The organism is Streptomyces sp. NPDC008139, assembly GCF_042957025.1.
In the GTDB taxonomy this organism is placed as follows: domain Bacteria; phylum Actinomycetota; class Actinomycetes; order Streptomycetales; family Streptomycetaceae; genus Actinacidiphila.
In genome coordinates this window covers 672,285-683,704 of sequence record NZ_JBIBHM010000001.1, presented here as the reverse complement: position 1 = coordinate 683,704, position 11,420 = coordinate 672,285, and the positions used below count along the sequence as shown (strand labels likewise).

Here is an 11,420-nt window from a genome sequence, read left to right as displayed (position 1 = left end):
TCGTATGGGGTGAGTGACGGGACTTGAACCCGCGGCCACCTGGACCACAACCAGGTGCTCTACCAACTGAGCTACACCCACCATGTCCGGCGCTTTCAGGCGCCGACCTGAAGAAGTGTACAGGGTGCGGGGGCGTGCTCGCGCATCCCTTTTGGCGAGCTTTCGCGTCCGCTCTCCGCGGCCTTTCCCGGCCGCTCAGCAGGGCCTTCCGGCCGCGCTACTCCGCGGGCAGGACGTGCTTGGCCGCGATGGCCCGCACGGTGTCGGTGTCCGGCCCCGGCTGGGGGACGAAGACCGCCTCGCGGTAGTAGCGCAGCTCCGCGATCGACTCGCGGATGTCGGCCAGCGCCCGGTGGTTGCCGTTCTTCTCCGGGCTGTTGAAGTACGCGCGCGGGTACCAGCGGCGGGCCAGTTCCTTGATCGAGGAGACGTCCACGATCCGGTAGTGCAGGTGCTGCTCCAGGGTCCCCATGTCGCGCGCGAGGAAGCCGCGGTCGGTGGAGACCGAATTCCCGCACAGCGGCGCCTTGCGCGGCTCGGCCACATGCTCGCGCACGTACCCCAGCACGATCTTCTCGGCCTCTTCGAGCGTGATCCCGCCGGGCAGCTCCTCCAGCAGACCGGAGGAGGTGTGCATCTCCCGCACGATGTCCGGCATGGTCACGAGCGCCTCGTCGGGCGGTCGGATGACCACGTCCACCCCGTCCCCGAGCACATTCAGCTCGGAGTCCGTGACGAGCGCGGCCACCTCGATCAGCGCGTCGTGGGCCAGCGACAGCCCGGTCATCTCACAGTCGATCCACACCATCCGGTCGTTCATACGCCTCACCCTACGGGGCGATCCCGTGAGCCGGGCAGTGCGGCGCCCAGGCCGCGTGAGGCGCGCAGTCGGCCCCGGGACGCGCTCTCGGCCGCGTCGGCCCTGCTGCCGGGCTGCTCGGGCACACGGGCGGCGACGTAGGCGTCACTGTCCGTCTTGCCGGGCGCGGCCAGGATCTGGGAGACCGGGCCGCGCCGGGGCGGCGGCAGGTCGGGTGCGGGCGGCGTGCGGTCCGGCTCGTCCTGCGGCCTGCGGGCGCGGTAGGCCGCCCGGTAGGACGCGGGGGAGGAGCCGAGCTGCCGCCGGAAGTGCCCGCGCAGTGCGACGGGCGAGCGGAAGCCGCAGCGGCCCGCCACCTCGTCGACCGAGTAGTCCGACGTCTCCAGCAGCCGCTGCGCCTGGAGCACCCGTTGGGTGATCAGCCACTGCAACGGCGCGCTGCCGGTGAGCGAGCGGAACCGCCGGTCGAACGTCCGACGGCTCATGTACGCGCGCGCGGCCAGCGCCTCGACGTCGAACTGCTCGTGAAGATGCTCCAGCGCCCAGGCGACGACCTCGGCCAGCGGGTCGGCGCCGATCTCCTCGGGTAAAGACCGGTCGAGGTGTCGCTGACCGGTCTGCCAGTCCGCCCGGCGGGGCGGTACGACCAGGCGTCTGGCCAGCGCGGCCGCGGCCTCGCCGCCATGGTCGGTGCGCACCACGTGCAGGCACAGGTCGATCCCGGCGGCGGTACCCGCGGAGGTGAGGACGTCCCCGTCGTCCACGAACAGTTCCCTGGGGTCCACGTGCACCGAGGGATACCGTTTGGCGAGCGTGGGCGCGTACATCCAGTGCGTGGTGGCCGGGCGGCCGTCCAGCAGCCCGGCGGCGGCCAGCACGAAGGCGCCGGTGCACAGTCCGATGATCCGGGCACCCTCCTCGTGGGCGCGGCGGATCGCGTCCAGCGCCTCGGGCGGCGGTGCCTGGGAGATCGAGCGCCAGGTGGGCACGACGACCGTGCCGGCCCTGGAGAGTGCCTCCAGGCCGTAGGGCGCGGTCAGTTCGAGTCCGCCGGTGGTCCGCAGCGGGCCGTCCTCCCCGGCGCAGACCAGCAGCCGGTAGCGGGGCACGCCCGCGTCCTGCCGGTCTATGCCGAAGACCGAGAGCGGTATGGAGCTCTCGAAGATCGGTCCGCCGCTGAAGAGCAGCACAGCGACGACTTCCGGTCGGCGTCGCGCGGAAAGTTTACGAATGGCGCGAGGCGATGCCGATGGTGCTTGCGACGGACTGTCCGCCGCCGTAACGGAACTGGACTCCTGGCTCATGGAGCTCAAGCCCCCCTCGAATCGACGCGTCGTCCCCTCGGTCCTGCATGTTTTCCCCCATGAGGCCACCCATGATCAAATCTACTGTGTCAGGTGGGGCGTTAGTGACTAGTTCACCATCTGACGCTAAGTCGACAAGACAACGTGGCGTAAAGCATTCGATCACGAAGCGTTTCACTCGCTGAGCCCGCTGGGAAGTACGCCTCCCGCCACACGGGCCACCAAACGCCCCCTCCGCGTCTTTGGGCATCGTAGAACCGCAGGTGGTGGGGGTGTTAATGATCCGGAAGCCCAATCGGCGCGCAAGGAAGAGAAGTTGGCCGAAAAACGTCGTTCGGCGGGCCGGTGTGCGTAAAGGGCGCCGGGTGGTGCGCCCATCGCGTGCGGGGAGCGGTGCGCGGCGCGCGGCCGACCCGCGCGCCTGCCGGAGCCCGAACACGTCGTTCACGTGCGCCGGAGGTGTCCGGCGCACCGGTCCGAGGTCCCTCCGACGGGGTTCCGAGGCGTTCCGGAAGAGCCACGGACGGGTGATCCCGATGCGCCCCCACGGTGCGCCGGTGCGCTGAACCGTGCCGCCGGTTGGCGTGATGGCGTTGCGCTCTGGGCCCGGCTCCGGCATTCTTCCGGAAACTCCGGGTACCTGCCGGGTACGACAGGGCTCTGGAGCCCCGGCAAGCCTGTGCAGGCGGTCTCCGCGGCCGTACTCTGGAGTCAGTGGGACGGGAAGTGGCGAACTGGCCGAAACCGGCTGGTTCCGGCGGCCCGCCCCGCACGTACCGTCCTTGTCCGCCGCTCGGCGCGTCAGCGCCGCCCTCGCCGAGAATCCGCATCATGGCCGGTCATGAGTTTCCCGAGCCCGCCGACGGCAGGCCGCTCGCCGAGTCGGCGGCGCTGCCCGAGCAGGCCCCAGCGCTGCGGCACGCCTGCGATCCTGCCTTCCGGCACGGGGTCGTGGTGGGCTTCGACGGTTCCCTCTCCAGCGAGCGCGCCCTGTCCTACGCCATCGGCATGGCCCGCAGGACGCACTCCGCGCTGATCATCGTGCATGTCGCCAACCGGCTTCCGGCCACCGTGTGGGCGGGCTGCGAACCGCCGGTCTTCGTGGACGTGCCCGACCACCGCACCGAAGTCCTCGGCCTCGAACTGGCCTGCGCGGACCACCTCGCCGAGATCTCCTGGGTGTTGGTGGAGCGCGGCGGCGACATCTGCCACGAGTTGGAGGAGGTCGGCCGGGAGTACGAGGCCGACGCCATCGTGGTGGGCGGTACGCACGGCCTGGTCGGCCGGATCTTCGGCTCGGTCGCCGGGCGGCTCGCGCGGCGGGCGCAGCGGCCCGTGGTGGTCATTCCGTAGGGCGCGGCGGGGCGAGGCGGCCGTTCGCACGTCCCGCGCGGGATCGTTCCGTACGGGATTGTTGTGCGTGGAATCGTTCTGTGGGGAATTGTTCCGTGCGGATTCGTCCCGTGTGGAATTGCCTCGTGCGGATTCGTCCCGTGCGGACATTTACGAAGGCCCCCGCCGGGCTGGCGGGGGCCTTCGCCGTATGCGCGACCGGCGACGAGCCGATCGCTCGGCTACTCGACGGTCACGGACTTCGCCAGGTTACGCGGCTTGTCGATGTCCCGGCCCAGCGCGAGGGCCGTGTGGTACGCGAAGAGCTGGAGCGGGATGCCCATCAGGATCGGGTCCAGCTCGTTCTCGTTCTTCGGTACGACGATGGTGTCGTCGGCCTTCTCCTGCGGCTGGTGCGCCACCGCGAGGATGCGCCCGCTGCGGGCCTTGATCTCCTCCAGGGCCGCCCGGTTCTTCTCCAGCAGGTCGTCGTCCGGCACGATCGCGACCGTCGGCATGGACGGGTCGATCAGGGCCAGCGGCCCGTGCTTCAGCTCCGAGGCCGGGTACGCCTCCGCGTGGATGTACGAGACCTCCTTGAGCTTCAGCGACGCCTCGCGGGCCACCGGGTAGCCGCGTACCCGCCCGATGAACAGCATCGACTTGGCGTCCGCGTACCGCCTGGCCAGCGCCTTGATCTCCGGCTCGGTCTTCAGGATCTCGTCGATCTGGCCGGGCAGCCGGCGCAGGCCCTCGATGATCCGCTTGCCGTCGGCCACCGACAGGTCGCGGATCCGGCCCAGGTGCAGGGCGAGCAGCGCGAAGGCGACCACGGTGTTGGTGAAGCACTTGGTGGACACCACGCAGACCTCGGGCCCGGCGTGCACATAGGTGCCGCCGTCCGCCTCGCGGGCGATGGCCGAGCCGACCACGTTGACCACGCCCAGCACCCGCGCGCCCTTGCGCTTGAGCTCCTGGACGGCGGCCAGCACGTCGTACGTCTCGCCGGACTGGGAGACCGCGACATAGAGGGTGTCGGGGTCGACCACCGGGTTGCGGTAGCGGAATTCCGAGGCGGGCTCGGCGTCCGCGGGGATACGGGCCAGTTCCTCGATCAGCCCGGCGCCGATCTGCCCGGCGTGGTAGCTGGTGCCGCAGCCGAGGATCTTGATCCGGCGCACCCGGCGGGCCTCGCCCGGCTCCAGGTTCAGGCCGCCCAGGTGCACGGTGGAGAACCGGTCGTCGATCCGGCCGCGCAGCACGCGGTCGACCGCCTCCGCCTGCTCGGAGATCTCCTTGTGCATGTACGTGTCGTGGCCGCCCATGTCGTACGACTCGGCCTCCCACTCCACGGTGGTCGGCGTCGCCGTGGTCAGCGAGCCCTCGGTGGTGTACGTGCGGAAGTCGTCGGCCTTGAGGGTCGCCATCTCGCCGTCCTGCAAGGTGACCACCTGGCGGGTGTGGGCGACGAGCGCGGCGACGTCGGAGGCGACGAACATCTCCTTCTCGCCGATGCCGAGGACGACGGGGGAGCCGTTGCGGGCCACGACGATACGGTCGGCGAAGTCCCGGTGCAGGACGGCGAGGCCGTAGGTGCCCTCGACCGAGCGCAGCGCCTCGCGGACCTTCTCTTCCAGGGTCTCCGCCTGGGCGCGGCCGATCAGGTGGGCCAGCACCTCGGTGTCGGTCTCCGAGGCGAAGGTGACGCCGTCGGCGGAGAGCTTGGCGCGCAGCTCGGACGCGTTGTCGATGATCCCGTTGTGGACGATCGCGACCTTGCTGTCCCCGTCGAGGTGCGGGTGCGCGTTGTGGTCGCTCGGGGCGCCGTGGGTGGCCCAGCGGGTGTGCGCGATGCCGGTGGTGCCCGCGAAGCGCTTGGGGATGCGGGCTTCCAGCTCGCGCACCCGGCCCTTGGCCTTCACGGTCCTCAGCTCGCCGGACTTTCCGGTGATCACGACGCCCGCGGAGTCGTAACCCCGGTACTCCAGCCGCTGCAACCCTTCGAGGAGCAGCGGTGCCACGTCACGCCTGCCGATGTATCCGACGATTCCGCACATATGGTCGTCCCTCGTCCCTGTGTCTGTCCGTGTTCTGTTCTTTTTCGGCCCCGGGTGCCCTGTCCCGGGGCCGATGGTGCTCAGCCGCTCAGCCGCTCAACCGCATTGTCGGCTCGGCCGCTCAGCCGTAGACGATGCGGCGGAGCTGGCGCTGCGAGAGGGCCGAGGGGGCCACCGCGCGGTGCGGCAGCTCCTCGGCGATCCGCTCGAAGATGTCCGCGTTGACCAGGCCCTTGGCCTGGAGTTCGCGGTGTCTCTTGCGGACGAACTCCTCCGTCGTCTCGTCGAAGTACGCCAGCACGTCCAGCACCACCCGGCTCGCCTCGCCGCGGTGCAGCGGCGTGGAGCGCACCAGGTGGTCGATCAGGTCCTCGTAGGACGTCCGGCGTTCGAGCACCCGTCGATACTGATGTGATCATCTGCACTTTGCAAGATTCCTGCCCGATTTCGGGCAGGGAAAGCGGCCAAGGGGGTGAAAATTCGGCCGTTACGGACGAAGGCGGCGCTGCCGCGGGCGCGGACGGCCCGGTTACGGGTGCGGCCGGTGGGCCGCCAGAGGGTTGGGGAGGGTGCCCGCGAACTGGAGGGCGGCCGACGGGTCGGCGAGGTCGATCATCTGCTGGTTGTCACGGAGCTGGAGCCGGTTGAGGCAGGACAGGGTGAATTCCGGCGCGAAGAGGTCGTACCGCTTGAACCGGTCGCCGAGGTCGGGATGGGCGGCCTGGTAGTCGGCGACGCACTCGGCGACCGTCCGCCAGAACACCGTTTCGTCCAGGATCTCCCCGGTGTGGAGGATCGCGCTGAGGAAGCGGAAGAAGCAGTCGAAGACATCGGTGAAGACGGCGAGCACCCGCTCGTCCTCCGGGACCTCGGCCCTGATCCGCTCCACCTCGGGCGGCAGCGGCGTCTCCGGGTCCATGATCACGATCTCCTCCGCGATGTCCTTGAACACCGCCCGCCGCACCGTCCCGGTCTCGTCCAGCACCAGGATCACGTTCTCGCCGTGCGGCATGAAGGCCAGCCCGTAGGCGTAGAGGCTGTGCAGCACCGGGACGAGATACGCGTCCAGGTAGCGTCGCAGCCAGGTCTCGGCGGGGAGGCCGGAGCGGGCGATGAGGGCGCCCGCGAAGGAGGTGCCCGCGTCCGTGCCGGTGCCGGTGTCCGTGCCGGTACCCGTGCCCGTGCCCGTGCTCGTGTCGGCGTCGGTGTGCAGCAGCGACGCCATCGTGGCCAGGTGGTGGCCCGGCTCCAGGTCCACGACCGGGCTCTCCCGCCACAGCGCGGCCAGCATCTTCCGGTACGGGGAGCCGTACGCCGTGGCCGCCTCGTACTGCCGGTGGTGGTAACCGATCGCCGCCCGCTCGCGGATGATCGAGAAGCCGGCGGCGGTGAAGGTGGGGTCGGCGGCGATCAGCTCGGCGAGCCAGTCGTTGATCGCCGGGGTGGCCGCCATGTACGCGGCGGACAGGCCGCGCATGAAGCCCATGTTGAGGACGGACAGCGCCGTCTTCACATAGTGCCTGGTCGGGATGGTGGTGTTGAAGAACGTACGGACCGACTGCTGCGCCAGATACGCGTCGTCGCCGGGGCCGAGGCAGACCAGGTGCTGCCGGGCGACCTCGCCCGCGAAGGTGACCGAGAGCTTGTTCCACCACTGCCAGGGGTGGACCGGGATCAGCAGATACGCGGCCGGGTCGAGGCCCCGGCCGGTCAGCGCGGCGGCGAAGCGCTGGAGCTGCTCCCGGCCCAGTTCGGCGGTGAGGAAGTCCTCGTAGTCGATGCCCGCGCCCGCGCTGAAGGTGGTGCGGTCGCGGCGCGCGGCCAGCCAGATCAGCCGGACGGGGGAGGCGGCCTCGGGCGCGTACCGCGGGTGGTCGTCCGCGCCGAAGCCGAGTCGGCCGCTGTTGGCGACGAAGCAGGGATGGCCCTCGGTCATCCCGGTCTCGACGGCCTGGAATCCGGCGCGGCTCAGCTCCGCCGCGCTCATTGGCGCGCGGTCGCGGGCGGCGAGCCTGAAGGCGGCGGCCGAGAGGGTCGCGCTGATCTCCTCCAGGTAGACGGGCAGGACGCTGTCGCTGATGGCGAGGGTGGTGCGCAGTTCGGTGATGAAGTCGAGCGCGTCGAGGGAGAGTTCGGCCTCCTGCCGATGGCGGGTGATGCTCGCCGGGTCGATCCGCCAGTGGTCGAGGGCCAGGCGGCGGGCGGCGAAACGGTACGTCGTGGCACCGTCGTCGCTGCGGACGAGGTAGCTGTCGTGGTCCTTCTGACCGTGCCGGGCGTCCGTGGCGTCCTGGGCGTGCTGACGGTCCTGGCCGTGCTGGCCGTCCTGGCTCGAGGGCTCCGGGGTGAGCAGGCGTTCGTGGGTGAATTCGGCGAGGGCCTTGGCCATCAGGTTGCGGGTGGCCCGCTCCCACAGCTCCGGGGTGAGGTGGTCGACGTCGGTCATCGGGTGGCCTCGAAGCGCTCGCGGGTGCAGATGCTCAAGAAGGCGTCCTTCTCCGGCTTCTTGATCCGCTCGATGATCTCGAAGCCGACCGTCTCGTTGAGTACGTGCACCGCCGTGTTGCGGACGTCGGGCTCCACGATCACCCTGCGGGTCGCGGGATCGGCGAAGAGTTCGGCCATCACGGCCCTGATCACCGCGCGGGTGAAGCCGTGCACGGGGGTGTCGCAGGGCGCGACCAGGAAGTGCATGCCGACGTCACCGGGCCGCGCCGGGTAGAGCCCGACGAGTTCGACCCGCGCGGGGTCGTACCGTTCCATCAGGAAGACGGGCCGTCCGTCCTGGAGGCCGAGGAACGCCGCCTCGTACGGGGCCTGCGCGATCTCGGCGTACGCGCGCTCGACGTCGTAACGGCTCGCGTCGCCCATCAGCCAGAAACCGGCTTTCGGGTGTGTCACCCAGGTGTGCAGCAGGTCGGCGTCGGCGAGGGGGTCGACCGGGCGGAAGGTGAAGTCGAGGTCTGTGCCCGTGCTGCCCGTGCTGTTCTCGGTGCTTGCGGTGTTTGCGGTGCTTGCGCCGCTCATGCTGTTCGTGCTGCTCATGCGGTGAACTCCTGGAAGGCGATGGCCTTTTCCACGCGGTAGTGCTCGCGGCCCAGCAGCTCCCGGATGATGCGGGAGTTGCGGTAGGCGGCCATGCCGAGGTCGGGGGAGACGAAGCCGTGCGTGTGCAGTTCGGCGTTCTGCACGTAGATCGCGCGCTCGGTGACGTCGATGGCGTAGTCGCGGGTGACGTCGTAACGGCCCTGCTCGTCCCAGCGGATGCGGTCCCGGACGGGGGCGAGGAATTCCGGCACCTGGTAGCGGTAGCCGGTGGCGAGGACCAGGCCCTCGGTGTCGATCGTGAACTCCCCGCCCTGCTCGCGCCGGCACAGCCCGAGGGTGTACGTGCCGCTGTCGGCGTCGTACCGCGCGCTGTCGAGCGAGGTGTTGGTGAGCAGCCGGGTCGGGACCTTGCCGCGCCGGTTCTTCAGATAGAGCAGGTCGAAGATGTCGTTGATCAGCTCCGAATTGATCCCCTTGTAGAGGTTCTTCTGCGAGACGTTGAGCGAGTCGCGGACCGGGGACGGCAGGGAATGGAAGTAGTCGACGTATTCGGGCGACGTCATTTCCAGCGTGAGCTTGGTGTATTCGAGCGGGAAGAAGCGCGGCGAGCGGGTCACCCAGTTCAGCGCGTAACTGTACGCGTCGATGTCCTGGAGCAGGTCGTGGTAGATCTCGGCGGCGCTCTGCCCGCTGCCGACGACCGTGATGCTGCGCTTGCGCTGGAGGTCGCTCTTGGCCGCCAGATAGCGGGAGTTGTGGATGAGGTCGCCGCCGAGCCCTTCGCAGGCGGCGGGGACGTACGGCGGTGTGCCGGTGCCGAGGACCAGTCGGCGCGTACGGTGCGCCGCGCCGCTCGCGGTCCGTACGACGTAGGTCCCGCCGTGCGTGCTCTCGTGCGTGCCGTCGTACGTTGCGCCGTCCTCGTAGGTCACCTCGGTGACCGTCTGTCCGAAGCGGACCGACGGGATGCGGGCGGCGGCCCAGCGGCAGTAGTCGTTGTACTCCTCGCGCAGCGGATAGAAGCTCTCGCGTATGTAGAAGGAGTACAACCGCCCCGATTCCTTGAGGTAGTTGAGGAAGCTGAAGGGTGAGGTGGGGTCGGCGAGGGTCACCAGGTCCGACATGAACGGCGTCTGGAGGGTGCTGCCCTCCAGGAACATGCCGGAGTGCCAGTCGAAGTCCGGTTTGGCTTCCAGGAAGAGGCCGTTGAGGTCGTCGATCGGCTCGGTCAGGCAGGCCAGGCCCAGATTGAACGGGCCGAGGCCGATCGCGATGAAGTCGAACTCCGGTTCCGGCGCGGTGGGTTCGGATGCCGAGTCCGGGTCACGAGGCGTGGACAAGTGCGTCTCCCAGGTACTGGTCCGCGTGCTCGGCGAGCAGGTCGAGGACGGTGGCGATGTCGGCGGGGGTGGTGCGCGGGTTGAGCAGGGTGAACTTCAGGTAGTGGCTGCCGCGTACCTTCGTGCCCGCGACGACGGCCTCGCCCGAGGCGAACAGCGCCTTGCGGGCGTGCAGGTTGGCGCGGTCGATCAGCGCCGGGCTGGTGACGGCGGCCGGGATCCAGCGGAAGACCAGCGTGGACAGGGTCGGCGGGGCGACCACTTCGAAGCGCGGGTCGGCGTCGAGCAGCTTCCAGCCCTCTGCGGCCAGGTCCACGACCTCGTCGAAGAGCTCGCCGACGCCGTCGGCGCCCATCACGCGCAGCGTCATCCACAGCTTGAGGGCGTCGAACCGCCGTGTGGTCTGGAGCGACTTGTCCACCTGGTTGGGGATGCGCTCGGTGGTGGTGCGGCGCGGGTTGAGGTAGTCGGCGTAGTACGTGGCGTGCCGCAGCGTGGTGCGGTCGCGGACCAGGAGGGCGCTCGAACTGACGGGCTGGAAGAAGGACTTGTGGTAGTCGACGGTCACCGAGTCGGCGCGCTCGATGCCGTCGAGCAGGTGGCGGCGGGTGGGGGAGACCAGCAGGCCGCAGCCGTACGCGGCGTCCACGTGCAGCCACACGCGGTGGCGCTCGCACAGGTCGGCGATGGCGGGCAGCGGGTCGATGGAGCCGAAGTCGGTGGTGCCCGCGGTGGCGACGACGGCCATCGGGGTCAGGCCCTCGCGGGCGCAGCGGTCCAACTCGCGGGCGAGCGCGAGGCTCTGCATCCGCTTGTTCTGGTCGCAGGGGACGGCGATGACGGCGTCGGCGCCGAGGCCGAGCAGCTTCGCGGACTTCTGGACGCTGAAGTGGCCGCACTCGGAGGCGAGGATGCGCAGCCGCGAGGAGGCGGCGCCGCGGGTGACGGCCTCCTCGCGGGCGAGCAGCAGCGCCTGGAGGTTGGACTGGGTGCCGCCGCTGGTGAAGACGCCGTCGGCCGTCGGGCCGAGGCCCGCGCGCTCGGCCGTCCAGTCGATCATGCGGCGCTCGATGAGGGTGGCGCCGGCGCTCTGGTCCCAGGTGTCGAGGGAGGAGTTGACGGCGCTGAGCACGGCCTCGGCGGCGACGGCCGGTATGACGACCGGGCAGTTGAGGTGCGCGAGGTAGCGGGGGTGGTGGAAGTAGACGGCGTCGCGCAGATAGACGGCTTCGAGTTCGTCCAGCGCGGCGGCGGTGTCGCCGAGCGGCTGGGCGAGGTCGATCGCGTCGATCCGGGGCGCGAGGGCTTCCGGGGTGATGCCGGTGAAAGGCCGGTCGGTCGCGGCGAGGGCGGCCGCCACCCGCTCGACTCCCTGGGAGACGGAGCGCAGATAGTGCTCCGCCGTGGTGTCGTTGAGCAGGTGTGAGCGCATGGGCAGACCTCTCGTTGAGCGGCTGAGTTAGGTTAGCCTAACCTAACTCACCGCTTCAACGGTCATGCGCCCCAGTTGTCTCAGGGA

9 protein-coding genes and 1 tRNA gene are annotated in these 11,420 nt (G+C 69.9%); 1 reads left to right on the top strand and 9 read right to left on the bottom strand.

The genetic code is table 11. The features are described from left to right. Nucleotides 1–5: 5 nt before the first annotated feature. The 3 genes from ACFZBB_RS02885 to ACFZBB_RS02875 form a co-directional block, all read right to left on the bottom strand. Nucleotides 6–81 (bottom strand) — tRNA-His (locus tag ACFZBB_RS02885). Nucleotides 82–217: 136 nt separating this feature from the next. Further along, entirely contained in the window at nucleotides 218–820 is a 603-nt protein-coding gene (orn, locus tag ACFZBB_RS02880) for an oligoribonuclease (protein ID WP_355336979.1), read from the bottom strand. A 5-nt stretch (nucleotides 821–825) separates the two neighbouring features. Further along, nucleotides 826–2,124: a helix-turn-helix domain-containing protein gene (locus ACFZBB_RS02875; RefSeq protein WP_391117099.1), complete on the bottom strand. Its 1,299-nt coding sequence runs from the start codon at nucleotides 2,122–2,124 to the stop codon at nucleotides 826–828. An 831-nt stretch (nucleotides 2,125–2,955) separates the two neighbouring features. On the opposite strand from ACFZBB_RS02875, the gene ACFZBB_RS02870 reads away from it, so the two are divergent. Next, complete coding sequence (locus ACFZBB_RS02870; RefSeq protein WP_355336983.1) at nucleotides 2,956–3,477, top strand: universal stress protein; 522 nt, start codon at nucleotides 2,956–2,958, stop codon at nucleotides 3,475–3,477. A gap of 221 nt (nucleotides 3,478–3,698) precedes the next feature. On the opposite strand, the gene glmS is transcribed toward ACFZBB_RS02870, so the two are convergent. From glmS to ACFZBB_RS02840, 6 genes are all read right to left on the bottom strand, one after another. Further along, complete coding sequence (glmS, locus tag ACFZBB_RS02865; RefSeq protein WP_355336985.1) at nucleotides 3,699–5,513, bottom strand: glutamine--fructose-6-phosphate transaminase (isomerizing); 1,815 nt, start codon at nucleotides 5,511–5,513, stop codon at nucleotides 3,699–3,701. A gap of 121 nt (nucleotides 5,514–5,634) precedes the next feature. Continuing rightward, nucleotides 5,635–5,910: a hypothetical protein gene (locus ACFZBB_RS02860; protein WP_391117097.1), complete on the bottom strand. Its 276-nt coding sequence runs from the start codon at nucleotides 5,908–5,910 to the stop codon at nucleotides 5,635–5,637. Nucleotides 5,911–6,042: 132 nt separating this feature from the next. Next, nucleotides 6,043–7,959 (bottom strand): IucA/IucC family protein, encoded by a 1,917-nt coding sequence (locus ACFZBB_RS02855; protein WP_391117095.1) that lies wholly within the window; start codon nucleotides 7,957–7,959, stop codon nucleotides 6,043–6,045. Next, entirely contained in the window at nucleotides 7,956–8,558 is a 603-nt protein-coding gene (locus tag ACFZBB_RS02850) for a GNAT family N-acetyltransferase (protein WP_391117093.1), read from the bottom strand. The genes ACFZBB_RS02855 and ACFZBB_RS02850 overlap by 4 nt, the downstream gene beginning before the upstream one ends. Next, nucleotides 8,555–9,901 (bottom strand): SidA/IucD/PvdA family monooxygenase, encoded by a 1,347-nt coding sequence (locus tag ACFZBB_RS02845; RefSeq protein WP_391117091.1) that lies wholly within the window; start codon nucleotides 9,899–9,901, stop codon nucleotides 8,555–8,557. Before ACFZBB_RS02845 ends, ACFZBB_RS02850 begins: the two co-directional genes overlap by 4 nt. Next, nucleotides 9,885–11,333, bottom strand: a complete 1,449-nt coding sequence (locus tag ACFZBB_RS02840) for a pyridoxal-dependent decarboxylase (RefSeq protein WP_391117089.1) — start codon at nucleotides 11,331–11,333, stop codon at nucleotides 9,885–9,887. The genes ACFZBB_RS02845 and ACFZBB_RS02840 overlap by 17 nt, the downstream gene beginning before the upstream one ends. Between the last annotated feature and the right edge of the window lie 87 nt (nucleotides 11,334–11,420).